Annotated in this window: 21 protein-coding genes; 6 read left to right on the top strand and 15 right to left on the bottom strand. The window is 72.6% G+C overall.

Annotation, left to right across the window (positions count from 1 at the left end):
• Window positions 1-100 precede the first annotated feature (100 nt).
• Window positions 101-1,717, bottom strand: coding sequence for an ABC-F family ATP-binding cassette domain-containing protein (locus ACFVDP_RS06335; protein WP_383484051.1), 1,617 nt, complete (start codon window positions 1,715-1,717; stop codon window positions 101-103).
• Window positions 1,718-1,994: 277 nt separating this feature from the next.
• On the opposite strand from ACFVDP_RS06335, the gene ACFVDP_RS06330 reads away from it, so the two are divergent.
• Complete coding sequence (locus ACFVDP_RS06330) at window positions 1,995-2,666, top strand: GPP34 family phosphoprotein (protein ID WP_383484049.1); 672 nt, start codon at window positions 1,995-1,997, stop codon at window positions 2,664-2,666.
• A gap of 61 nt (window positions 2,667-2,727) precedes the next feature.
• On the opposite strand, the gene ACFVDP_RS06325 is transcribed toward ACFVDP_RS06330, so the two are convergent.
• The 6 genes from ACFVDP_RS06325 to ACFVDP_RS06300 all read right to left on the bottom strand — a co-directional run bounded on the left by ACFVDP_RS06325 (window position 2,728) and on the right by ACFVDP_RS06300 (window position 7,711).
• Window positions 2,728-3,306 (bottom strand): hypothetical protein, encoded by a 579-nt coding sequence (locus tag ACFVDP_RS06325; RefSeq protein ID WP_383484046.1) that lies wholly within the window; start codon window positions 3,304-3,306, stop codon window positions 2,728-2,730.
• Window positions 3,303-4,649 carry a DUF58 domain-containing protein gene (locus ACFVDP_RS06320; RefSeq protein WP_383484042.1) on the bottom strand — a complete coding sequence of 449 codons (1,347 nt, stop codon included), beginning with the start codon at window positions 4,647-4,649 and terminating at the stop codon, window positions 3,303-3,305. Before ACFVDP_RS06320 ends, ACFVDP_RS06325 begins: the two co-directional genes overlap by 4 nt.
• The gene (locus ACFVDP_RS06315) at window positions 4,646-5,617 is read right to left on the bottom strand and encodes an AAA family ATPase (protein ID WP_383484392.1); all 972 of its coding nucleotides are present in this window, start codon (window positions 5,615-5,617) and stop codon (window positions 4,646-4,648) included. Before ACFVDP_RS06315 ends, ACFVDP_RS06320 begins: the two co-directional genes overlap by 4 nt.
• Window positions 5,618-5,670: 53 nt before the next feature.
• On the bottom strand, window positions 5,671-6,255 hold the full coding sequence (locus ACFVDP_RS06310) for a hypothetical protein (RefSeq protein ID WP_383484039.1): 585 nt from the start codon (window positions 6,253-6,255) through the stop codon (window positions 5,671-5,673).
• A complete protein-coding gene (locus ACFVDP_RS06305; protein WP_383484036.1) occupies window positions 6,252-7,178 on the bottom strand; it encodes a DUF4129 domain-containing protein in 927 nt (308 codons plus the stop codon). The genes ACFVDP_RS06310 and ACFVDP_RS06305 overlap by 4 nt, the downstream gene beginning before the upstream one ends.
• A 116-nt stretch (window positions 7,179-7,294) precedes the next feature.
• Window positions 7,295-7,711 carry an SsgA family sporulation/cell division regulator gene (locus ACFVDP_RS06300; RefSeq protein WP_383484033.1) on the bottom strand — a complete coding sequence of 139 codons (417 nt, stop codon included), beginning with the start codon at window positions 7,709-7,711 and terminating at the stop codon, window positions 7,295-7,297.
• 183 nt (window positions 7,712-7,894) lie between these two features.
• On the opposite strand from ACFVDP_RS06300, the gene ACFVDP_RS06295 reads away from it, so the two are divergent.
• Complete coding sequence (locus ACFVDP_RS06295) at window positions 7,895-8,995, top strand: WD40/YVTN/BNR-like repeat-containing protein (RefSeq protein WP_383484030.1); 1,101 nt, start codon at window positions 7,895-7,897, stop codon at window positions 8,993-8,995.
• Between the two features lie 21 nt (window positions 8,996-9,016).
• On the opposite strand, the gene ACFVDP_RS06290 is transcribed toward ACFVDP_RS06295, so the two are convergent.
• Genes ACFVDP_RS06290 through ACFVDP_RS06280 form a run of 3 tightly spaced genes read right to left on the bottom strand, consistent with a single transcriptional unit; the run spans window position 9,017 to window position 14,150 of the window.
• Complete coding sequence (locus tag ACFVDP_RS06290) at window positions 9,017-11,773, bottom strand: alkaline phosphatase family protein (protein ID WP_383484027.1); 2,757 nt, start codon at window positions 11,771-11,773, stop codon at window positions 9,017-9,019.
• Window positions 11,774-11,787: 14 nt separating this feature from the next.
• Complete coding sequence (locus tag ACFVDP_RS06285; protein ID WP_383484024.1) at window positions 11,788-13,143, bottom strand: ABC transporter permease; 1,356 nt, start codon at window positions 13,141-13,143, stop codon at window positions 11,788-11,790.
• Window positions 13,140-14,150: an ABC transporter ATP-binding protein gene (locus ACFVDP_RS06280; RefSeq protein WP_383484021.1), complete on the bottom strand. Its 1,011-nt coding sequence runs from the start codon at window positions 14,148-14,150 to the stop codon at window positions 13,140-13,142. Before ACFVDP_RS06280 ends, ACFVDP_RS06285 begins: the two co-directional genes overlap by 4 nt.
• A 187-nt stretch (window positions 14,151-14,337) precedes the next feature.
• On the opposite strand from ACFVDP_RS06280, the gene ACFVDP_RS06275 reads away from it, so the two are divergent.
• The 4 genes from ACFVDP_RS06275 to ACFVDP_RS06260 are packed head-to-tail and all read left to right on the top strand — an operon-like array spanning window position 14,338 to window position 18,359.
• A complete protein-coding gene (locus tag ACFVDP_RS06275) occupies window positions 14,338-15,387 on the top strand; it encodes an ABC transporter ATP-binding protein (protein WP_383484018.1) in 1,050 nt (349 codons plus the stop codon).
• Window positions 15,388-15,414: 27 nt separating this feature from the next.
• Window positions 15,415-16,614, top strand: a complete 1,200-nt coding sequence (locus ACFVDP_RS06270) for an ABC transporter substrate-binding protein (protein ID WP_383484016.1) — start codon at window positions 15,415-15,417, stop codon at window positions 16,612-16,614.
• A 10-nt stretch (window positions 16,615-16,624) separates the two neighbouring features.
• On the top strand, window positions 16,625-17,506 hold the full coding sequence (locus tag ACFVDP_RS06265; protein WP_383484013.1) for an ABC transporter permease: 882 nt from the start codon (window positions 16,625-16,627) through the stop codon (window positions 17,504-17,506).
• A gap of 37 nt (window positions 17,507-17,543) precedes the next feature.
• A complete protein-coding gene (locus ACFVDP_RS06260; protein WP_383484010.1) occupies window positions 17,544-18,359 on the top strand; it encodes an ABC transporter permease in 816 nt (271 codons plus the stop codon).
• Here ACFVDP_RS06260 and ACFVDP_RS06255 read toward each other — a convergent pair.
• The 5 genes from ACFVDP_RS06255 to ACFVDP_RS06235 are packed head-to-tail and all read right to left on the bottom strand — an operon-like array spanning window position 18,356 to window position 22,878.
• On the bottom strand, window positions 18,356-18,793 hold the full coding sequence (locus ACFVDP_RS06255) for a hypothetical protein (RefSeq protein WP_383484008.1): 438 nt from the start codon (window positions 18,791-18,793) through the stop codon (window positions 18,356-18,358). The two genes, ACFVDP_RS06260 and ACFVDP_RS06255, sit on opposite strands and share 4 nt — an antisense overlap.
• 25 nt (window positions 18,794-18,818) lie before the next feature.
• Complete coding sequence (locus tag ACFVDP_RS06250; RefSeq protein WP_383484005.1) at window positions 18,819-19,820, bottom strand: ABC transporter substrate-binding protein; 1,002 nt, start codon at window positions 19,818-19,820, stop codon at window positions 18,819-18,821.
• A 44-nt stretch (window positions 19,821-19,864) separates the two neighbouring features.
• A complete protein-coding gene (locus ACFVDP_RS06245) occupies window positions 19,865-20,683 on the bottom strand; it encodes an ABC transporter ATP-binding protein (RefSeq protein ID WP_383484002.1) in 819 nt (272 codons plus the stop codon).
• Window positions 20,684-20,731: 48 nt separating this feature from the next.
• Entirely contained in the window at window positions 20,732-21,826 is a 1,095-nt protein-coding gene (locus ACFVDP_RS06240) for a FecCD family ABC transporter permease (protein WP_383483999.1), read from the bottom strand.
• Complete coding sequence (locus tag ACFVDP_RS06235) at window positions 21,823-22,878, bottom strand: FecCD family ABC transporter permease (RefSeq protein WP_383483996.1); 1,056 nt, start codon at window positions 22,876-22,878, stop codon at window positions 21,823-21,825. Before ACFVDP_RS06235 ends, ACFVDP_RS06240 begins: the two co-directional genes overlap by 4 nt.
• Window positions 22,879-22,899 lie beyond the last annotated feature (21 nt).

The raw sequence follows: 22,899 nt of genomic DNA, 5'->3' as shown, positions 1-22,899 counted from the left end.
GCGGGCGCGGCGGAATCCCCCGTTACGCGGCTGTCACCTCCTTCTCACTCCTTCTCACCCGGGCTGCCCCACGTGCCGGCCCCGCCCCGGCGTCCACCCCCTACCGCTCACCTCCCAGCTCCAGCCACCGCGTCACCCCGATCGACTCCAGGAACGGCAGGTCGTGGCTCGCCACGATCAGCGCCCCTTCGTACGACTCCAGCGCCGACGTCAGCTGTCGCACGCTCGCCATGTCGAGGTTGTTCGTCGGCTCGTCCAGCATGAGCAGCTGGGGCGCGGGCTCGGCGAGCATCAGCGCGGCCAGCGTCGCGCGGAAGCGCTCGCCGCCCGACAGCGTCGCCGCCTGCTGGTCGGCCTTGGCCCCCTTGAACAGGAAGCGGGCCAGCCGCGCCCGGACCCGGTTGACGGTGGCGTCCGGCGCGAACCGGGCCACGTTCTCGGCGACGGTCGCCCCGTCGTCGAGCACATCGAGCCGCTGCGGCAGGAACCGCAGCGGTACGTGTGCGATCACCTCACCCCCGACCGGCGCCAGCTCACCTGCGACGGTCCGCAGCAGCGTCGTCTTGCCCGCCCCGTTCCGGCCGACAAGGGCGACCCGCTCGGGGCCGCGCAGCTCGAACTCGCCGCCCAGCCGGGCCCCGTACGGCAGGGTGAGCGAGCGCAGTGTGAGCACGGAGCGCCCCGGCGGCACCGCCGTGAACGGCAGATCGATCCTGATCTCGTCGTCGTCGCGCACCGCCTCCACGGCCTCGTCGAGCCGCTCCTTGGCCTCGGCGAGCTTCTCCTCGTGCATGATGCGGTGCTTGCCGGCGGAGACCTGCGCCGACCGGCTGCGCAGCTTCATCACCGCCCGCGGCTCCCGTTTCGTGTCGTACATCTTCTGCGCGTAGCGCCTGCGCCGCGCCAACTTCACGTGCGCGTCGCTCAGTTCGCGCTTCTGCTTCTTCAGGTCGGACTCGGCGACCCGGACCATCCGCTCCGCCGCCTCCTGCTCGACGGCGAGCGCCTCCTCGTACGCGGAGAAGTTGCCGCCGTAGCGCGTGACCTCCCCGCCGCGCAGATCGGCGATCTGATCGACCAGGTCGAGGAGCTCACGGTCGTGGCTGACCACGATCAGCACCCCCGGCCAGCTCTCCACGGCCGCGTACAGCCGCTGCCGCGCGTACCGGTCCAGATTGTTGGTGGGTTCGTCGAGCAGCAGGACGTCGGGGCGGCGCAACAGCAGGGCGGCGAGGCGCAGCAGCACCGACTCGCCGCCCGACACCTCCCCGACCGTGCGGTCCAGATCGATGTGGTCCAGGCCCAGTTGGGCGAGCGTGGCGACGGTCCGCTCCTCCACGTCCCAGTCGTCGCCGACCGCGGCGAAGTGCTCCTCTGCCGCATCGCCCGACTCGATGGCGTGCAGCGCGGCCCGGGCGGCCGCGATGCCGAGGACCTCGTCGACGCGCAGCGCGGTGTCGAGCGTGACGTTCTGCGGCAGATGGCCGACCTCGCCGGCCATCCGCACGGTGCCGTCCGCCGGACTCAGCTCACCGGCGATCAGCTTCAACAGGGTTGATTTCCCGGACCCGTTGGAGCCGATCAGGCCGGTGCGGCCGGTCCCGAACGCGACCTGGAGACCGTTGAAGACGGCGGTGCCGTCCGGCCAGGCGTAGTCGAGGCCGGTGACGGCGACGGACGTCGTGGGGGAGCCGGGGTGGCTGTGGGGATGTGACATACAGGCCTCGCGGTTGCTCGGTGCGAACGGTGACGGGATGCGACACGTTCGAGACACCGCGGGACACAGGCAACAAAAAAGGGCCTGTACCGAGGGGAGGACGGCTCATTCGCCGAGGTCTCACACAACGCCGGACACGCAGCGCACAGCGGCTGCGGAACACGCGCGGTGTCTCAAGACCTCAGAAGAGCAACGTCCTTCTCCGTTTCGACGGCAACAGAACCGACACCCAACGTAAGGACCTGTCAGAGAGCTGTCAAAGAATTATCGTGAGGACGTGCCCCACGTGTCCCAAGGCCCTCCCGCACTGCCCGCCCGCCTTCTCCTCCTCGCGTACGACACCGGCAAGGACCGGGTGTCCCGCGCCCCCGACCTGGCCCTCGCCGTCCGCGCCGGAGCGCTGGCCGAACTCGCCGCCCGCGGCCTCGTCCACGAGATCGACGGCATCGTGACCCCGGTGCCCGACGCCGACGTCGACGACCCCGTGCTCGGCCAACTCCTCGAACTGATCCGGGAGTCGAGGCCGCGCTCCTGGCGCCGCCTGATCACCCACCGGGCCCGCGTCACCCGGGACACGGTGCGCCGTGAACTGGTCGCGGACGGCTACCTGGCGGCCGAGCGGCGCCGCGTCCTCGGCCTCTTCCCCGGCACCCGGTACACGCTGCGGCGCGCCGGATACGTGGAGGTGCTGCGCATGGAGGCACGGGTCGCCCTGACCGGACCCGCCGCGCCCGACGCCGTCCACCCCGACCAGGCGGCCCTGCTCGTGCTCGCCGCGGCGGGCCACTTCCGGGGCCTGCTCTCCGGACGCGAACGCCGGCGCCACGCCGACCGGCTCGCCGCCCTCGCCGACCACGCGGGGCCCTGCGTACCGGAGATCCGCCGGGCCCTGGAGGCGGCGGTGAAGTCCGCCGAGGCCGCCCGGGCGTCGGACGGGGGCGGAGGCTGACCCAGGCGTCTCAGGCGTCTCAGGCGGCTCGGGAATCTTGGGCGGCCCGGGCGTCTCGTGCTCAGCCGAGGGCGCCCGAGTCGCGCACCCGCCCCCGGACCAGCAGCGCGACCCCCGTCCCGCCCGCCGCGAGCACCAGCGCCGCCAGCGGGCGGCCCGCCCCGGACCCCGGCAGCTCCACCGCTGCGGCGCCGACCACGGCCGCCGACGCAGCGCAGGCCGCCAGCGCCTCGCCCCAGGTGCGCCGCGCGGGCCGGGTGGCGGTGAGCCCGGTCGACCAGGCGTCGCTCGCCGCGAGGTAACCGACCAGGAGCACCGCCGTGCAGAGCGCCTGCCACGGCGGCGGGTCGCCGAACGCGGCGATCAGCACGGCCGCGCAGGCGAGCGCGGTCGTGCGGTGCCGCGCGAACCGGTACCACCAGCGGATCGAGTGCAGCGTCGGACGCAGATCGAGGCCCGGCGCCGCCCACAGGCCCAGCAGCAGCGCAGCGCAGAACAGAAGGAGGCCGAAGCCGCCGTGACCATCGGCCCACGGCCGGTACGCGGCCACGAGCAGCGCCGCCCCGAGCACCCGCACCGGCAGCGTACGGACGGCATGGACGGCGTACGGCCTCCAGGACGCGGTCGTCGACGCGGTCATCGCGGACGCCCTCCCACCCGGCCGGACAGCAGCGGCGCGAGCGCCAGGTCCAGCGGCTCGCCGGCCGTGTGCCGCAGCACCGGCACCCCGCTGTCGCGCAGCGCGAACCGCATCGCGGCCCGGTCGGCATGCCACAGGCGCAGCCCCAACTCGCCCGCGACATCGCCCGGTTCGACCTCCGGATCGCCGCTCGGGATCTCCACGACGACCGGCCGTCTGGCCCGGGCCTGGAGATCGCGCAGCACCTTCAGCACGCGGGCGTCGCTCAGCGGCGTGAACACGTAGACGAGCGCCCCCTCGGGCAGCGCGGGCGGCGGCACCTGCTGCAGCCCCGGGGCGTCGAAGCCGCGGTCCTTGCGGACGTCGAGGACGCTCTCGACGATGCGGTAGAACGCGGCGTCCGCCGCCTGCGGCTGCAGCCAGCGCGTCGCGCCGCCGACGGAGACGACACCGACCCGGTCGTGCGTGCGCAGATAGGCGCGGGCGAGTCCGGCCGCGGCGCGGACCGTCTCGTCCAGCGAGGAGACACCGGTCGCCGGGTCGACCACGTCACCGAACGCGTCGATCAGCATCACCGTGTCCGCGGCCCGCTCGGCGGCGAACCGGTGCAGCTGCACCGCGCCGCGCCGGGTCGTCGACGGCCAGTGGATGCGCCGCTGCCGCTCACCGGGCTCCCACTGCCGTACGCCGATCAGCTCGACGCCCTCGCCGTACTGCGCGGCCGTGTGCTCGCCGAGGCGCTGCGGCAGCCGCACCGGGACCGGCGTGAACCGCGACCGCCCCGCGTACGGGAACACCGCCACCTCCTGCGCTGCCACCCGCACGCTGCGGCGGACGGTGCCCCCGGCGTCGTACACGTCGAGATCGACCGGACCCAGCGACCAGCGGCCCCACTCCAGGGCGGTGAGCCGCAGGGTGAGCGAGGACCGGCCGACGGTCACCTCGTCGAGCCGGACGCCGGGGCCGAGCGTGACGCCCGGATCGAGCCGGACCTCGCCGCCGTCGTGCGCGACGGCGATCCGCACGGTGACCGTGTCGCCCTCGAAGCAGCGCCGGGGCGTGACGTCCACCGACGTCTCGACGCGGCGCGGATACGCGCGCGGCAGCGACAGCGCGAGCAGCACCAGCGGGCCCGCGGCGAGGGCCAGCAGCCACGCCCTGCCGGTGAGCAGCGCCGCGGCGAGCGCCACCACGGCCACCGTCAGCAGCCGCAGCGTCCGCTCGCCGGGGCGCGGCCCCGGCGGCGGTGGCGGCGGCGCCTGCGCCGGACCGGTCCTGCCCTCCAGGGCGCGCAGCACCGCGGCGCTCGGCGGACCGCCGCCCGGGGCCCCGGCACCGGTCATGAGGGGACCGGCTCCGTGCGGCGCGTCGCCGGGGTCGGCACCGTGCCCGCTATCTCGCGCACGACGGCGTCCGTGGACACCTCGCGCACCCACAACTCCGGCCGCAGCGACACCCGGTGGGCGAGCGCGGGCACCGCGAGGATCTTCAGGTCCTCCGGGATCACGAAGTCGCGCCGCTCCAGGACCGCGCGGGCGCGGGCCAGCTGGACCAGGGCGAGACCGCCGCGCGGGGACGCGCCGATGCTGATCTGGGGGTGGTCGCGCGTGGCGTTCACCAGCGCGACCGCGTACGCGAGGAGGTCGTCGTCGATCTCGACCCGCTCCACGGCGTCCCGCCAGGCCACCACCTCCGCGGGGCTCGCGAGGGTGTCGAGGACCGTCTCGGGCGCGGCCCGCTCCACCCGGGCGCGCAGCATCGCCAGCTCCTGAGCCGACGTCAGATAACCCATGCGCACGCGGAGTTGGAAGCGGTCGAGCTGGGCCTCAGGCAGCGAGTACGTGCCCTCGTACTCCACCGGGTTGGCGGTCGCGATCACCAGGAACGGATCGGGCAGCGGACGCGTCGCCCCGTCCACCGTCACCTGCGACTCGGCCATCGCCTCCAGGAGCGCCGCCTGGGTCTTGGGCGGCGTCCGGTTGATCTCGTCGGCCAGCAGCAGATGGGCGAAGACGGGCCCCGGGTGGAAGACCATCTCGCCGCCGCGCTGGTCGTACAGGGACGCGCCCGTCACGTCGGACGGCAGCAGGTCGGGCGTGAACTGGATCCGGCGGAAGTCCAGGCCGAGCGCCGTCGCGAAGGACCGCGCGAGGAGGGTCTTGCCGAGGCCCGGCAGATCCTCGACGAGGACATGGCCACGGGCCAGGACGCCGAGCATGACCAGTTCGAGGGCGTCGGACTTGCCCACGACGGCACGGCCGACCTCGCGCAGCACGGCACCGGCCCGCTCGCCGGCCTCCTGCGGAGTCATGGGCGCGAGCGTGGGCTGGGCGGGCGGCTCGGCGGACGGCTCGGAGAGGCTTGTCACGACGCTTCTTCCTTCGGCAGGTGCGGACGGGGGCCGGTGCGAGGGGTGCCGAGTGCTTCTAGGCTGTCGACGAGCCGGCCGAGGACGTCGGCCGGGATCGCGCCGTCGGGACCCGTCGTGGGTGGTTCGGGGCCCAGCCAGCCCCACAGTTCGGGGCCGATCAACTCGGCCGCCCGCTCGGGCTGTTGACCGAGGGACACATGGTGGTGCTCGGCGAGCGCGGCCGCGAAGAGCCGGCGCAGCTCGGGCCGCAGGACGGCCCGGTAGCACAGGGCGCCGTCGGGCCCCAGGGAGATCCGCACATTGCGGTGCCACTCGCCCATGCCGGGAGCCCGCGTCCGCAGCAGCCGCACGTCGCCCCGCCGCCCGGAGTCCTGCGCGTCGGCGCCCGCGACGAACCGCGCGCAGAGGAGCGTGCCCGCGCCGAGCGCGACGGCCGCGGCCCCGGCGGCGGTCCAGCCGTCGACGAGCAGGATCAGCACGACCGCGGTGGCCGCGAGCACGGCCACCAGGAGGAGGAGACGGGGGACGGTCAGCGGGGGACGGTCGCGCCGCACCCGTATCGGCTCGGGCGTCGTCATCGGGGCGCCCCCCGCTCGTGCCGCTCCCGCAGCGGCCCGGCGATCTCCTCCAGCGCCTCGGCGGCGGCCACCCGCCGGGAGTCGTCCATGGGGTGCGAGGAGTAGCGCGCCTCCCGGAACAGCGCGGTCAGCCGGGACGCGGCCGTCCCCGCCGCGAGCCCCGCACGCGACGCGCGGGTGAGCAGGTCGGCCGGGCTGTCGGAGGCGTGGCGCGGCACACCCGACGCGGCGAGGGCCTCCTCCATCGCGGCGTAGCAGGCGATCACGGCGGCCCGCGCGTCGGTGCCGTCGGCCAGCGCGCGGCGGCCCTCGCCGATCACGGACAGCAGCAGCTCCCGCTCGGCGTCCTCCTCGGCGGCGACGGGCCGCTCCGGCGGCCGGGGCAGCGACAGGCCGTGCCGGCGCAGCCGGACCACCAGCACCACGACGACGACCACCAGCAGGGCCACGGCGAGCCCCGCCGCCACGACGGACAGCGACACGCCCGACGCGTCGTCCGAGCCACCGACGGGGGACTTCGTGGGGGCGGGCGGGGACGGCAGGACGATCGGCTCACCGGGCCGGGCGTCCGGGTCGCTCGCGGGGAAGTCGTGCAGCACCAGGGCGAGCACCGCGAGCGCGACCGGGCCCACGATCAGCAGCGGCACGAGGACCTGGCGCAGCCGGTCCTCGCGCGGCGACAGCGCGCCGCGGTCGCCCCGGATCCGCGGCCGCAGCCGCCGGAGCACCAGCACCCAGCCCGCCGTCCAGACCAGGGCGATACCGACCGCGAGGAAGGGGGACCTGCCGAGCGGGCCCTCACCCGGGCTCAGCAGTGTCGAGGCGGGGCGCAGCAGCAGGGCGGCGACAGCCAGCGCGACGACGGCGCCCACGGCGACCGCCGGTCCGGGACCCGCCCGGCGAACGTCTCGGCGTACGCGCACCGCGCCTCCCCCCGCATGCCGGTCCACGCATCCTCACACGCGGCGACACCGATGTCAGCCGTCTCCCGGGCCGCGCGGGGAATTCATCGCCGGGCCGCCTGCGTCACCGGTGACGGTCAGTACGACTCCCGCAACAGCTCGGCGAGATAGCCGTCCACGTCGACGTGCCGGCCCTCGTCGCCGGTCGGCACCAGCCGCGTCGTGCCCGTCAGGAACTGCCGCACGTCGTCCGAGCGGACATGCACGACCGCGGTGCCCTCCACGGCGTGGAACTCCAGGACCGTGCGGTCGTAGCCGTACGGCCGCACCCGCACGTCCCCGGCGCCGACCGACTCGGTCAGGCCACTGGTCAGCAGCTCGCGGGCGAACGTCCAGCACACGTCGACGCCCTCGAGGGTCGCCGCGGCGGGGAACGACATACGGACGGCGAACGGGTCGTGCGTGTCGTACCGGAGGGTCGCCGGGATGCTCGCCATGCGCGGCGCGGCAGCGACGAGACGGGCCTCTACGGCTTGCTCGATGACGGTGGACAACGCCTGCTCCCTTGCGACGACTGGACGGAGAGCGACGGACGCTCTGAGGGCCTCTTCTTGAATAGACGGCGGAACGAGCAAATCCGTGCATCTGATGTCGGACGAAAAACGAGTGACCTCTGTCACCGGTTTCAATCGAGGTGCTCTGGACGCGGCCGTGACGGTGGACTAGCTTCGCGCGCCATGGGGGGACAGTGGACATCGAGGCGTCAGAGGACACTGCGCACCGTGGGGCTGGTGGTGACGACGCTGGTGGGAGCCCTGACCTGGGCCACCGGGCCGGCATCCGCGGCCGCTTCCGGGCCCGCCGGGCAGCCCGCCTGGCAGCTGACGGACACCGGCCGTCCGGATGTACGTTTTCGTGGTCTGGCCGCGGTCGACCGGTCCGCCGCCTGGCTGGCCGGAACCGGGGGGACGGTGCTGCGCACCACCGACGGAGGCGCGCACTGGCGTGATGTGTCGCCGCCCGCCGCGGCCGGTCTGGAACTGCGCGACATCGAGGCGTTCGACACGCGCCGCGCGGTCGCCCTGGCGATCGGCGAGGGCGACGCCTCCCGGATCTTCCGCACCGACGACGGCGGCGCGAGCTGGACCGAGTCGTTCCGCAACACCGACCCGAAGGCGTTCTACGACTGCGTGACGTTCTTCGACTCCCGGCACGGCCTCGCGATGAGCGATCCCGTCGACGGCCGGTTCCGCATCCTGTCCACCCGCGACGGCGGCCGGTCCTGGACGGTGCTGCCCAGCGCCGGGATGCCGCCCGCGCAGTCCGGCGAGGCGGGCTTCGCCGCGTCCGGGCAGTGCCTGGTGACCTCGGGCCCGAAGGACGTCTGGCTGGCGACCGGCGGCGGCACGAGCGCCCGCGTGCTGCACTCCGCCGATCGCGGTCTCACCTGGACGGCGAGCGCCACGACGATCCCGGCGGGCGATCCGGCCCGCGGCGTCTTCGGCCTCGCCTTCCGCGACCGCGGCCACGGCATCGCGGTCGGCGGCGACTACCGCGCCGATCAGCCCTCGCCGCGCGCCGCCGCGGTGACCGGCGACGCGGGGCGCACCTGGACCCCGTCCGCCGACGCGCCGCCCGCCTACCGCTCCGGCGTCGCCTGGCTCCCGCACCACCGCGCCGCCGCCCTCGCGGTCGGCCCGACGGGCACCGACCTCACCACGGACGGCGGCCGCACCTGGCGCACCGTCGACACCGGCTCGTACGACACCGTGGACTGCACCCGCGACGGGGGGTGCTGGGCCTCCGGCGAGCGGGGGCGGGCGGCGCGGCTTCGGTAGGCGGTTCCTCGCCCTCCTAGGTCACCCGTCGTTCTCCGCCGACGGGATGAAGGCGCCCGGCACGTCCTCAGGTGCGTACAGCTTCTTCTCGCCCGGGTAGGGCTTGGTCCAGCCGTGCGTCTCGTACCAGGTGAAGTGGTTCATCTGCGCCGGGTTGGCGTAGTCCGGCACGGCGTGCGGGCCGGTCAGCCGCTGTTTCGACTTCCAGGTGGCCCACTCGGCCGCCAGGCCGTCGCGCGCCGCCGGGATCCTGGCCGACGGCGCTGCCGCCGCCGTCGGGTCCTGGGCCGCCGGAGTGTCCACGCCGCAGGACGGCGGGGTCTTCAGGCCGTCGGTGAGCGGGGTGCGGTTGGGCAGTGCGGTGAACGGCGTGTAGTCCGGCTTCTTCGTGAAGGCCGTCGCCATGGGCGTCGCAGCGCTGTCCTTCTGGTTCATCGGGTGCACACCGAGGATCTGCTCGATGGTGCGGATCATCGTGATCTGCGAGTAGTAGCGACTGTCGACCGTGCCGTGCCGCGCCCAGGGGCTGATGATCTGGATCGGCGCGCGGTGGCCGTCGATGTGGTCGAGACCGGCCTGGGAGTCGTCCTCGACCACGAAGATCGCGGAGTCCTTCCAGTACTTGCTGTGCGAGATCGTGTCGACGATGCGGCCGGTCGCGAGGTCGTTGTCCGCGACCTGTGCGGGCGAGTTCGCCGGTCCGCCGGTGTGGTCGCTGGAGAGCCAGAACATGTTCAGGTTCGACGGACCGTTCTTCTCGAAGTCCTTCTTCCAGATCTCGCTCCGGTAGATGTCGGGCACGCTCGTGTCGAACTTCGCGAAGCCGGGCACCGACACGGAGTTGAGCGACGGGATCGGCGACGACGACACCAGGTCGTACGCGGTGTCGGCGCCTGTCGATCGCATGGCCTTGGCGTCGCAGTACAGGTTCTGCCAGCTCGCGTCGGCGGGCTTGGTGAGGAACTGGTGGAACTCGCCGAAGTCCCGTACGGACTTCCCCGCGTCCTGGGCCCCGGTCCACAGGAACCCGGTCCGCTGGTGGCCGAGCGCGTCGTCCTCGGTGTCGTAACTGCGTGTGTACTCACCGGCCGACGACTCGGTGTACTCCGGATCGTCCGCCTGCATCAGCCAGTTGTGGCCCTCGGCCGAGTTCGTGCCGATGTCATAAGTGTTGTCGTACAGGCCGAACTGTTCGGCCAGAGCGTGCTGGTTGGGCGTCACGTTCTCGCCGAACTCCGCGAGCGCCGGATCGCCGTCGCCCTGCGTCATGTCGCCGAAGAGCTGGTCGTAGGTCCGGTTCTCCTTGACGATCAGGAAGACGTGCTTGATCGTCGACGGGTCGCCGAGGCGCTGCGGAACCGGCACCGGCTTCGCCCTGTGCTTGCTGCTCGCCTTCTCGACGGCGCCGTGCGTCCAGCCGTTCTGCTGGAAGACCTTGGACGTCCGGGACCGGATCACGCGATCGCTCGGCAGGGTGAAGTGCTGGACGCTCGACGTCGTGTCGTGGGTGGCGTGCCCGGCCTTCGTGGTGGGCCGGCGCGCGTCCACGCCACGAGTGTTGGAGACGACGACCTGGTCGCCGACGGTGGCGATCTCCGAGGGGAAGTAGTCCGTCGGCAGCAGACCGACGTAACTCACCGGTTCCTGCGGGGCGCTGTACCGGTAGACGGCGACCGCGTCGGCGCGGCCGAGGGTCACCAGGAGGTGGCCGTCGTCGGTGAGCGTCACCGCGTCGGGCTCGTAGCCCACCGATGCCTCGGGCCACGGCTCGGTGGAGATGGTCTGGACGACCTTGTCCTTGGCGGTGTCGATGACCGACACGTCGTTCGTCGCCGTGTTGGTGACGAACAGGGCGCCCTTGTGGGCGTACAGCGCCGTCGGGTGCAGACCGACGGTGATGGCGGACGGCGCGGCGTCCGGCTTCGCCAGGTCGATGACGCTGACCGTGCCGGTGGTGGTGGCCGCGGTCTTCGGGTCGGCCGGGACCTGCGTGTTGTACGAGTTGATGGTGGTGTCGCCGGGCTTCGCCGGACGGCCGCCCTCGTTGCTCACGTACAGCTTGTCGCCGACCCGGACCATGTCGCGGGGGGCGTTGCCGACGGCCCAGCTCTTCGTGATCGCGCCGGTCGCCGCATCGAGGGCGACGACCCGGTTCTGCCCGTTGACCGCGGCGTACACGGTCGTGCCGTCGGCGGCGAACACCGGCTCGCCCACCAGCGCGTGCCTGGGGCCGTCGGCCGGGACGGCGATGGTGGTGGGTGCGGCGACGCTGCCGTCGTCGTTCACGGTGAACCGGGTGTAGCCGTCGGTCTGGCCGAGCCACAGCTGCTTGCCGTCGGGCGAGTACGTCGGGCCCTCCTGGCCCACGCTGTTGCTCGCGATCTTCGGGTTCGACGTCGCGGCGGTGCCGACGAGCTGCTGCTCCTTCCAGCTCTTCAGGTCCACGATGGACAGCGCCGCGCCGCCGTCGGTCACCGACGCCGCGAGGTGCGTGCCGTCGGGGCTGACGGAGGACGACATGATCTTGCCGCTGTTCAGGACCAGCCGGTCGCCGTACGGGGCGATGTACTGGTCGCTCGATATGACCTGGCCGTTCCGGGTGACCTGACCCACCTGGTCGTGGCCGAACGGGACGGTCGACGCGAAGGTGGCTCCGGTGGCGGCCAGGGCGAGTGCCGTGGCACCGACGACGACCAGTGGTCTGCGGCGGCCGACGTGTCTCGGGAGGAAGCCGGTAGGCACCTTCTCGGCACGCCTGCGGCGGCGTGTTACCTGCATGGGATGTCCCTTCATCACTTCGAAGCGGCCTTCAGCAGCTCGACATCGGCGTCGAACTGCCACAGCGGGTTCGGTCCGTCCCCGGTCGGGGTGCGCACCAGGAAGTAGCCGTTGACCTCCTTCGGCCCGTCGCCGTCGGCCATGAACCGTCCGTCGGGTGTGACGTCGAGCTGGTAGACCGCCTGCCCGGTGGCGGCCGTGCCGGGCAGGTGCCAGGACACGACGCAGCGCCAGTCGTTGCCCGGCCCCTCGGCGTCGACCCGGACGCTGCCCTTGTCGCACGCCGCCGTGGCCCGCAGCTGGGCCTCCGTGACGGCGGGGCGGTGCAGCTCCTCGGTCTGGACGACGTAGAGGTGGGCGAACGCGGTGGCGACCGAGCGCTGCACCTTGTCCTGCGTGATCCCCGACCCGGTCGCGGGCGTCGCGCCGGCGACGAGCGTCACCGTCGCGGCGCCGATGCCGAGCAGCGGCAGAACGCCCACCGCGAGCGCGCGGCGCCCCGAACCGTCGGCGGTGAGGTTGGTGAAGTCCCGCCGGACGAAGAGGAGATACGCCAGCGCGGTCGCGGTCACCGCCCAGACGAGGGAGACCGCGATCCCGATGAGCAGCGGCCCGAGCTGCTGCGGGCCGGTGAACAGGCCGTTCCAGGAGATGAAGGCGTAGCCGGGCAGCGCGAGACGCACGGCGACGGGCAGCGGAAGCAGCTGCCCGAGCTGCATCGCGAGGGCCACCAGCGCCGGCAGCAGCAGGCCCATCGGCGAGCGCCCGAGCGCGACCGACCCGAGCAGTCCGATCGCGGACAGGGCGAGGGTCGGGGCGAGCGCGCAGACCCACGCGAGCAGCACCTTCTGCGCCGCGTCCGAGGCCGCCAGCACATGGCCGTCGACGCCGACCAGCGGATGGTTCCCGACGGTCGCGAGCCCGCCCACCGTGCTGGACACGGCGAGCCCCGCCACGAGCACCAGGATCACGGTGAGACTCGCGGCGGCCTTGGCCACGAAGATCCGCCGCGGCGAGCGCACCGCGACGAGCAGATGCCGCCACGTCCCCAGCCGGTCCTCGGCCGCGAACACGTCCCCGGCGACGACGGAGGTCACGAGCGGCAGCGCCCAGCTGCCCGCGAACCCGAGCATCACCAGCGGCCCGGCCCACCCCGTGGCGTGCATCCACCGTCCGAAGAGTGTGTCGACGGGCAGTGAACTCTGCCGACCCACCGCCGCGACGAACAGCCCCGGGGCCACCCAGCACACCAGCACGAGGAGCCGGACGCGCCACTGCGAGACGAGCTTGACGACCTCGAAGCGGTAGCCGCGGGCCACGGGGACGCGGCGGGGCGCGGCAACGTTGTCGGCGGTGAGGGCGGCGGTCATCGGATGGCCTCCTGCGGCTGGGGGAGCGGGTCACCGGGCTCGGCCGACACCTCGGCGGAACGCTCGGCGGGCCCCTCGTCCGGGCCTGCCGTCAGCGCCAGGAACGCCGCCTCCAACGGCGAGACCACGGGCGTCAGTTCGCGCAGGGCGACGCCCGCCTTCACCAGGCGCGTCACCAGGTCGTCGAGTGCGGGAGTCAGCGCGTGGACGACGAGAGCGGCGGCGTCGGTACGGGCCTCGGCGGACTCCACCACGTGGAGTCCCGCGATGTCGGCGGCCGTCCGGCGGGCCGCCTCCGGGTCGGACGTGAGGAGGCGGTAGTCAAGTGCGCGGTCGGCGGCGGCCAGATCGGCCAGGGGGCCGGAGAAGACGACCCGGCCGGTGGCGAGGATGGTGACCTCGGAGCACAGGGCCGCCAGGTCGTCCATCCGGTGGCTCGACATCACGACGGCGGTACCGGCCGCCGCCAGCCGTGTCAGAACGCGGTGGACGTGGCGTTTGCCCGCCGGGTCCAGGCCGTTGGCGGGTTCGTCGAGGATCAGCAGCCGGGGTTCGGTGAGCAACGCGGCGGCCAGACCGAGGCGCTGGCGCATGCCGAGGGAGAAGCCGCGGGTGCGGTCGTCGGCGACATCGGTCAGGCCGACCTGGCCGAGGGCGTCGTCGATCGCGGGCGTGCGCGCGCCGCGGCCGTGCAGCCGGGCGAGCGCGGCGAGGTTCTGCCGCGCGGTCAGCGAGGGGTAGAGGCCGGGACCGTCCACGAATCCGGCGACCCCGTCGGGCGCGGGGAGCCCCCGGCCGACCGGCGCCCCGAGGATCTCCAGCGTGCCGCTGTCCGCGACGCCCAGGCCGAGCAGGAGCCCCAGCAGCGTCGTCTTGCCCGCGCCGTTCGGCCCCGCCAGGCCGTGGATCCGTCCCCGGGGCACCTCCAGATCGATGCCGTCGAGCGCGACGACCTCGCCGAAACTCCTGGTGATGCCGCGGGCCCGTATGGCGTGCGGTCTGTCCATGAGCCACCCTTCCCTTGCAAGCTGCAAGGACCATAGGGAGTTCATAAGTCAGGCATAGGGAAGGTGAGTTGAACGGGCCGGGAACGCGAGGTCATCGGAATCTCAAGTACCGCGCGGCCCGAACGGGCCGGGTCGAAAGAGGCACGCGGTCTTGTGGGTGTCGTTGAACTGTGCATGATCTACGCGTATGGCTACGGGCATCGGTACCGCCGCGATCACCCTTCGCGGGCTGCGCAAGACGTTCGGGGACGTACAGGCCGTCGACGGCATCGATCTCGACGTCGCCGAGGGCGAGTTCTTTTCGCTCCTCGGCCCGTCGGGATCCGGCAAGACGACGGTGCTGCGGCTCGTCGCGGGGTTCGAGACGCCGAGCGGCGGCACCGTCTCGCTGGCGGGCGCGGACGTCACCGGGAGCGCTCCCTTCGAGCGTGACGTCACCACCGTCTTCCAGGACTACGCGCTCTTCCCGCACATGACCGTCGAGCAGAACATCGCCTACGGCCTCAAGGTGCGCGGCGCGTCCCGCAAGGAGCAGGCGGAGCGCACCCGCGCCGCACTGGCCTCCGTGCGCCTGGAAGGGTTCGGCGGACGCAGACCCCGCCAGCTCTCCGGCGGTCAGCGGCAACGCGTCGCGCTGGCACGGGCGCTGGTCGTCCGGCCCCGCGTCCTGCTGCTCGACGAACCGCTCGGCGCGCTCGACCTCAAGCTGCGCGAACAGATGCAGACCGAGCTGAAGGAACTCCAGCGCGAGGTCGGCATCACCTTCGTCCTCGTCACCCACGACCAGGCCGAGGCGCTCGCGCTCAGCGACCGGGTCGCGGTCATGAACGCCGGACGCATCGAACAGGTCGGCACGCCGGGGGAGTTGTACGAGTCGCCCGCCTCCCCCTTCGTCGCGTCGTTCGTCGGGACCTCCAACACCGTCACGGGCCCGGCCGCCGAGCTGATCGTGGGGAAGGCGGGGACGTTCGGCATCAGACCGGAGAAGATCCGGTTGCTCGCCGCCGACGCGGAGCACGATCGCCGTGAGCACAGCGAGGTGCGCGGCACCGTCGCCGACGCCGTCTACCTGGGCGACCACACCCGCGTCGTCGTCGACACCGACGCCGGAGAACGCTTCGTCGTCGTCACGCAGAACCTCGACACGTCCGCCGCCGACGCCCGCGCGCTGCCCGGCGAACGCGTCCTGCTGCGCTGGCACCGCCGCCACAACATCCCCCTGCACCACGCCAGTTGATCCACCTCACGGACCGGGAGAGATCACGTGCGCGCAACCCGAACGCTCATGGCCGCCGCCGCGCTCGGCGGGCTGCTGCTCGCCACCGCCTGCGGCGGCTCCGACGGCGACTCGAAGAGCGGCGGCCAGGGTTTCACCCCGCCGAAGATGTCCGCGCCCAAGTCCCTCGGCAAAACCGAGGGCAAGGTCAATCTGATCGCCTGGGCCGGCTACGCCGAGGACGGATCCAACGACCCGAAGGTCGACTGGGTGACCCCCTTCGAGAAACAGACGGGCTGCCAGGTCAGCACGAAGGTCGCCGGCACCTCCGACGAGATGGTCAGCCTGATGAAGACCGGCCAGTACGACGCGGTCTCCGCCTCCGGCGACGCGTCCCTGCGCCTGATCGCGTCCGGCGACGCGGCCCCCGTGAACACCGACCTCGTCCCCAACTACCGTGACATCTTCGCCGGGTTGAAGATGCAGGCCTGGAACTCCGTCGACAAGGTCGCGTACGGCGTCCCGCACGGCCGCGGCGCCAACCTCCTCATGTACCGCACCGACAAGGTCTCCCCGGCGCCCGACAGCTGGAAGGCCGTCTTCGAGGACGCGGGCACATACAAGGGGCACGTCACCGCGTACGACTCGCCCATCTACATCGCCGACGCCGCCCTGTACCTGATGAAGACCAAGCCCGACCTCGGCATCAAGAACCCCTACGCGCTCGACCAGAAGCAGTTCGACGCCGCCGTGAGCCTGCTGAAGAAGCAGAACGGCAGCATCGGCGAGTACTGGAGCGACTACCTGAAGGAGATCTCCGCCTTCAAGAGCGGCGACTCGGTCGTCGGCACCAGCTGGCAGGTCATCGTGAACACGGCGCAGGGCGAGAAGGCCCCCGTGAAGGCGGTCCTGCCCAAGGAGGGCGCCACCGGCTGGTCCGACACCTGGATGGTCGCGGCGAAGGCCAAGCACCCCAACTGCGCCTACAAATGGCTCGACTGGATCGTCTCGCCCAAGGTCAACGCCCAGGTCGCCGAGTACTTCGGTGAGGCGCCCTCGAACGCCAAGGCCTGCGACGAGACCAGCGACAAGAGCTTCTGCGCCACCTACCACGCCGACGACACCGCGTACTGGAAGCAGGTCCACTACTGGAACACACCCATCCCGCAGTGCCTCGACGGGCGCACCGACGTCACGTGCGTGCCCTACGCGAAGTGGGTGCAGGCCTGGACCGAGATCAAGGGCTGAGAGGGCCGCAATGACTGCTGAGATCGCCGACACGGCCGTCCGGAAGGCGTCCGGGGCGCTGCACCGCAGCCCCCGGCTCCGCCTCGCCCTGCTGCTGGCCGCGCCGCTGACCTGGCTGGTCGTCGCCTACCTCGGATCGCTCGCGGTCCTGTTCCTGTCCGGCCTGTGGACCACCGACCCGTTCACGTCGGACATCGTGCACACCTGGACGCTCGACAACTTCACGACCCTGTTCACGACGCACGTGTACCGCCAAGTGGCGCTGCGCAGCGTGGGAGTCGCCGCGGGCGTCACGGTCCTGTGCGTCGTCATCGCCTTCCCGATCGCCTTCTACACGGCGCGCGTCGCCCGCCCCCGATGGCGGCCGCTGCTCGTCGTCGCGATCCTCACCCCGCTCTGGGCGAGCTATCTGGTGAAGGCGTACGCGTGGCGTGTCATGCTCGCCCAAGGCGGCCTGCTCGACTGGCTGCTGAAACCGTTCGGGCTGGACGGTCCCGGGTACGGACTCACGGCGACGATCCTCGTCCTGACCTACCTCTGGCTCCCGTACATGATCCTGCCGATCCACGCGGGGCTGGAACGCGTCCCGGACAGCCTGCTCGACGCCTCCGCCGACCTCGGCGCCCGCACCTGGCGCACGCTGCGCACCGTGCTGCTGCCGCTGATCCTGCCGTCGGTCGCGGCGGGCTCCGTCTTCACGTTCTCCCTCAGCCTCGGCGACTACATCGCGGTCCAGATCGTCGGCGGGAAGACGCAGTTGATCGGCAACCTCGTCTACTCCAACATCACGCTCGACCTGCCGCTGGCCGCGGCCCTCGGCACGGTCCCGGTCGTCGTCATCGTCCTGTACCTGCTGGCGGTGCGCCGCACGGGCGCGCTGAGCAGTCTGTGAACGGCCCATCCAAACGGTCCATCTGAGGGAGAAGGCTGTGCACCTGTCCCGCCCCGCCCGGATCGCGCTGCGCGTCGGCGCGCTGCTCGGCTTCGCCGTGATCTATGTGCCGCTGCTCCTGGTCGTCGTCAACTCCCTCAACCGTGACCGCAGTTCGGGGTGGCCGCCGGACGGGCTGACCTTCGACTGGTGGCGGGCCGCCTGGCACAGCGCGGGCGCCCGCGACGCGCTGTGGACCTCGGTGAAGGCGGGCCTCGGGGCCACCGCGATCGCGCTCGTCCTCGGCACGCTCATCGCGTTCGCGGTCGCCCGCCACCGCTTCTTCGGCCGCGACGCGCTCTCCTTCGCCGTGGTCCTGCCGATCGCGCTGCCCGGCATCATCACGGGAGTGGCGCTCAACACGGCGTTCCGCACCGTCCTCGAACCCCTCGGCGTCGGCCTCGGCCTCTTCACCGTCGTCGTCGGCCATGCCACGTTCTGCGTGGTGGTCGTCTTCAACAACGTGGCGGCACGCCTGAACCGGCTGTCCGGCACGTACGAGGAAGCGGCGATGGACCTGGGTGCCGACCCCTTCCGCACCTTCCGCGACATCACCTTCCCGCTGACCCGCTCGGCGCTCGCCGCGGGCGGACTGCTCGCGTTCGCGCTGTCCTTCGACGAGATCGTGGTGACGACCTTCACGGCGGGCCCCGGCGTCCAGACGCTTCCCGTCTGGATCTTCTCCAACATGGCCCGACCCCAACAGGCGCCCGTCGTCAACGTCGTGGCCGTCGTCCTGGTACTGCTGTCGGTGATCCCGGTGTACGTGGCCCAGCGGCTGTCGTCCGACACGGCGGCGGGCAGCCGCGTCTAGGCCGCCTCGTCCGCGTCGGGTTCCAGGCTCACCGCGGGGACCCCCAGCATGCGGGTGAGCACCCGGCGTTGACGGTCCGTCAGCGGCCAGGCGAACACCGCCGCCTCCGCCCGGGTGCGGGCGCACAAGGCGGCGGTCTCGCGGACCTTGCCGTAGCTCAGAAGCGTCCGCGAGGAGTACGGCAGGGCCATTCTCGCCGCCCCGCCCGCCGAGACTCCGCGCCGCTGCACGACCCTGCCGACGACCCGTGCGCCGCGCCGCTCCAGTTCCCCGGCCGCCGCGTCCATCAGTGCGCCGAAGTCCTTCTGCTTGCCGGAGAAGAACCCGACGAGCACGACATCGGCGCCCTCGACCACCGGCGCCGCGGGGGCCGGCTCGCGGTCCGCCCCCGCGCGGCGCACCGGTCGCCTGTCGCGCCGTCGATTCTGCTGCATGATGCCAAAGGCTAGGCGATCCACGTCACTTGAGCTTCTCCGCGAGGAGCGGCACCACGTGCTTCAGGGCGTACCGCGTGGACAGGACCGAGTCGGTGGCGAAGGCGCTGGAGATGTTCTTGTCGTCGAAGACCAGCGAGTGGCCCTTCTTCACCCCCGGGATCGCCCGGTACAGCGGATCCGAGCCGATCTTCTTCGCGGTGGTGCCGATCGGCGCCATCACCAGCAGATCGGCGTCGAGCAGCTGGAGGTTCTCCTCCGACACGGACACCGAGAACGCGCTGCCCGCCTTCTTCTCCACCGCCGGGTTGTTCGTGAACCCGAGCCGCTCGACGAAGTCCACCCGGCCGGTGCCGCGCACGTACGCGCCCCAGGTCGTCGCGGTGCGCGAGCCGACCGTGATGGTCCTGTCCTTGAACTCGGGGTGCGCCTTCGCCGCCGCGGCGAACTCCTGCTTCGTGTCGTCGATCAGCTTCTCGCCCTTGTCGGCAAGCCCGAGCGCCTGGGAGACCATGGTGGTCTGCTTCTCCCAGGAGACCTTGTACTGGTCGCCGCCCTTGGGCACTCCGATGGTCGGCGCGATCTTGCTGAGGGTGTCGTAGCGGGTCTGGTCGCCGCTCGACTTGGTGTCCAGGATCAGATCGGGCTTGAGCGCGGCGATCTTCTCGTACTCGGGCTCCAACGTGCCGATCTTCTGCGGCGACTTGTCGTACTTCCCCTTGGCCCACGGCCCGACACCGTCGCCGCCGAACGCCAGCCAGTCGCTCTGCCCGACCGGCTGCACCCCGAGCGCGAGCGCCGTCTCTGCGTCGCCCCAGCCGAGCGCGACGACCCGCTTGGGCTGCTGCTTCACGGTGACGGTGCCGAACTTGGTGGACACCTTCGCGGGGAAGGAACCGGCCGACGTGGCACCGGCGGCGGCCGACGAGTCGTCCTTGTCCGAGCCACAGGCGGCGAGCGTGCCCGTGAGGGTCAGGGCGAGGGCGCCGACGAGCAGGGAGCGGCGGCGGGGAGTGGCGATGGCCATGGAACCTGTTCTCTTCTGTGGGAGGTGGCTGAGCGGGAGTCGCGTTACGGGGCGGGGGTGACGGAGCCGGCGTGGTGCCGGCCCACGGGGACGATCAGGGGCGTGCCCGACACCGGGTCGGGCACGACGGTGCTGCGCAGGCCGAAGACCTCGTCGACGAGCGCCTCGGTGACGATCGCCGAGGGCGCGCCCTCGGCGACGATCCGGCCGTCCTTCATGGCGATGAGGTGATCGGCGTAGCGGCAGGCCAGATTGAGGTCGTGCAGGACGACGACGAGGGTGACGCCGCGCTCCCGGTTGAGGTCGGTGAGCAGGTCGAGGACGTCGAGCTGATGGCTGATGTCCAGGTACGTCGTCGGCTCGTCGAGGAGCAGCACGTCGGTCTCCTGGGCCAGCGCCATCGCGATCCACACGCGCTGGCGCTGGCCGCCGGAGAGTTCGTCGATCGGCCGGTCGGCGAGATCGAGGACGTCGGTGGCGTGCAGGGCGGCGGCCACCGCCTCGTCGTCGGCGGTCGTCCAGCGGCGGAACCAGCCCTGGTGCGGGTAGCGACCCCGGCCCACCAGATCGGCGACCGTGATGGATTCCGGCGCGACCGGCGTCTGCGGCAGAACTCCGAGCACGGCGGCGACGTCCTTCGTCGCCATCTTGTGCACGTCGCGCCCGTCGAGCAGTACCGCGCCGTCGGTCGGCGTGAGCAGCCGGGCCATCGAGCGCAGCAGGGTCGACTTGCCGCAGGCGTTCGGGCCGACGACGACGGTGATGGCGCCCGCCGGTACGTCGACGTCGAGGCCCGAGACGATCCGGCGCTCGCCGTAGCCGAGTTCGAGGCCACGGGCCTGGAGGGTGTGCGGGGATGCCACGGGCTTCTCCTCGGTGGGCCGCGGGGGGTGCGGGGAGGTGTTCATGGGTCAGCCGCCCTGCCCGACCCGGTTGGCGCGGGCCAGCAGCCACAGCAGATACGGGGCGCCGATCACGCTGGTGACGATGCCGGCCGGCAACTGCGTGCCGTCCAGGACGTGCTGGCCGGCGAAGTCGGCGACGCTCACCAGGAGCGCGCCCACGGCGGCGGACGGCAACAGCGCGGCGCCCTGCCCCGGCACCAGGCGCCGGGCGATCGGCGGGGCGAGGAACGCGACGAAGCCGATCGGGCCCGCCGCGGCCGTCGCGAACCCGGCCAGGCCCATGGCGCAGGCGAGCAGGGCGCGCCGGTCCCGCTCGACATGGGCGCCGAGGCCGCCCGCCGCGTCGTCGCCGAGTTGCAGGGCGGACAGCGTGCGGGCGGCGAGCGCGGTGAGCGGCACGAGGACCGCCGCGCCGACGAGCAGCGGCCACACCTGCGGCCAGGACCGGCCGTTGAGACTCCCGGACAGCCACAGGAACGCGTTCTGCGCCTCGGTGACCTCGTCGCGTGTCATCTGGTACGAGATCAGGCTGGACAGGCCCATGCCGATGCCGAGTCCGATGAGGACGAGCCGGTAGCCGGTGACGCCGCCGCGCCAGGCCAGCAGATAGATCGCCGTGCCCGTCAGCAGCGAACCGGCCAGGGCGACGAACGACAACGGCATTCCGCTCAGCCCGGTGAGTCCGCCGGCGAGCACGACGGCCGCGCCCGCGCCCGAACTGACCCCGATCACGTCGGGGCTCGCCAACGGATTGCGCAGCAGCGTCTGGAAGACGGTGCCGGACAGGCCGAAGCAGCAGCCCACCAGGAGGGCCAGCAGGGCGCGCGGCAGCCGCAGCTCGACGATGACGAACCGGCTGCCCGGGTCGCCGCCGCCCAGCAGCGTGCGCACCACGTCCGGCAGCGGCACGGTGTAGTCGCCGTAGCTGAGCGCGAAGCAGAACGCGGCGGCGGTCGCGGCGAGCAGCGCCGCGCTCACCCCGACGAGCCGGGCGCGGCCCCGACGGCGTACCGCCGCGACCCGGGCGGTGGCCGCCCGCAGGTCCGGACCGGGGGAGGCGAGGGTGCCCTTGTCGTCCCGGGCCGGGGAGGTGTCGCTCACAGCTCGACCGCCTTCCGGCGCCGGACGAGGAGGATGAACGGGACCGTGCCGAGCGCCGTGGTCATCACGCCGACCTGCACCTCGCCCGGGCGTGCGATCAGCCGCCCCGCGACGTCCGCGAGCAGCAGCAGGGCCGGTGCGAGCAGCGCGCTGTACGGCAGGATCCAGCGGTGGTCGGGGCCGGTCAGCAGCCGTACGGCGTGCGGTACGGCCAGACCCACGAAGACGAGCGGCCCGGCGACGACGGTCGCCGCCCCGCACAGCAGCACCACGCACGCCGCGGCGCCGAGCCGGGCGAGCGCGATCCGCTGGCCGAGGCCGCGGGCCGTGTCCTCGCCCAGCGCGAGGGTGTTCAGCTGCGGGCCGAGCGCGAGGGCGAGCACACTGCCGACAGCGATGAACGGCAGCGCCTGCCACAGCACTTCGGGCTCCCGCCCGCTGAGCGAGCCCACCTGCCAGAACCGGAACTGTTCGAAGGTCCCGCGGTCGGTGAGCAGCATGGCGCTGGTCAGCGAGGAGAGCGCGGCGGCCACGGCCGCGCCCGCGAGGGCCAGCTTCACCGGGGTGGCGCCCTCCCGGCCCAGGCTGCCGATGCCGTACACGAGGACGGCGGCGACGCACGCGCCGAGGAAGCCGAACCAGATGTACTGATCGGGCTCGGTCAGCGACAGCACGCTGATGGCGAAGACCACCGAGACCGAGGCGCCCGCGTTCACGCCCAACAGGCCCGGATCGGCCAGGGGGTTGCGGGCCACGCCCTGCATCACGGTGCCCGCGAGACCGAGGGCGACACCGGCCAGCAGGCCGGCCGCGGTGCGCGGGATCCGCACCTCCTGGACGATCAGCTGGGCGCGGTCGGACCGGTCGGGGTGGAACACTCCGGCCACCACATCGGCCCACGCGACCTGGCCGGAACCCACCGCGAGGCTGAGGCAGATCGCGGCGACGAGCAGCAGGACGAGCCCGGCGAGACCGAGCGGCAGCCGATCGGTACGTTGACGGTGCGCCGTCGGAGGGCGGGGCGGAGCGGTGGCCCGCGCGGTGAGTTGCACTGATCTGTCCTGTTCAGGGGC

The organism is Streptomyces sp. NPDC057694, assembly GCF_042799415.1.
In the GTDB taxonomy this organism is placed as follows: Bacteria; Actinomycetota; Actinomycetes; order Streptomycetales; family Streptomycetaceae; genus Streptomyces.
The sequence above is the reverse complement of the archived record's forward strand: the minus strand, read 5'-3'. Positions and strand labels throughout refer to the sequence as shown.

What these genes read in the sequence shown, in the direction of transcription:
- ACFVDP_RS06335 (WP_383484051.1), bottom strand. Translation starts at nt 1,717, where the DNA reads ATGTCACATCCCCACAGCCACCCCGGCTCCCCCACGACGTCCGTCGCC.
- ACFVDP_RS06325 (WP_383484046.1), bottom strand. Translation starts at nt 3,306, where the DNA reads ATGACCGCGTCGACGACCGCGTCCTGGAGGCCGTACGCCGTCCATGCC.
- ACFVDP_RS06320 (WP_383484042.1), bottom strand. Translation starts at nt 4,649, where the DNA reads ATGACCGGTGCCGGGGCCCCGGGCGGCGGTCCGCCGAGCGCCGCGGTG.
- ACFVDP_RS06315 (WP_383484392.1), bottom strand. Translation starts at nt 5,617, where the DNA reads ATGACTCCGCAGGAGGCCGGCGAGCGGGCCGGTGCCGTGCTGCGCGAG.
- ACFVDP_RS06310 (WP_383484039.1), bottom strand. Translation starts at nt 6,255, where the DNA reads ATGACGACGCCCGAGCCGATACGGGTGCGGCGCGACCGTCCCCCGCTG.
- ACFVDP_RS06295 (WP_383484030.1), top strand. Translation starts at nt 7,895, where the DNA reads ATGGGGGGACAGTGGACATCGAGGCGTCAGAGGACACTGCGCACCGTG.
- ACFVDP_RS06290 (WP_383484027.1), bottom strand. Translation starts at nt 11,773, where the DNA reads ATGCAGGTAACACGCCGCCGCAGGCGTGCCGAGAAGGTGCCTACCGGC.
- ACFVDP_RS06285 (WP_383484024.1), bottom strand. Translation starts at nt 13,143, where the DNA reads ATGACCGCCGCCCTCACCGCCGACAACGTTGCCGCGCCCCGCCGCGTC.
- ACFVDP_RS06280 (WP_383484021.1), bottom strand. Translation starts at nt 14,150, where the DNA reads ATGGACAGACCGCACGCCATACGGGCCCGCGGCATCACCAGGAGTTTC.
- ACFVDP_RS06275 (WP_383484018.1), top strand. Translation starts at nt 14,338, where the DNA reads ATGGCTACGGGCATCGGTACCGCCGCGATCACCCTTCGCGGGCTGCGC.
- ACFVDP_RS06265 (WP_383484013.1), top strand. Translation starts at nt 16,625, where the DNA reads ATGACTGCTGAGATCGCCGACACGGCCGTCCGGAAGGCGTCCGGGGCG.
- ACFVDP_RS06255 (WP_383484008.1), bottom strand. Translation starts at nt 18,793, where the DNA reads ATGCAGCAGAATCGACGGCGCGACAGGCGACCGGTGCGCCGCGCGGGG.
- ACFVDP_RS06250 (WP_383484005.1), bottom strand. Translation starts at nt 19,820, where the DNA reads ATGGCCATCGCCACTCCCCGCCGCCGCTCCCTGCTCGTCGGCGCCCTC.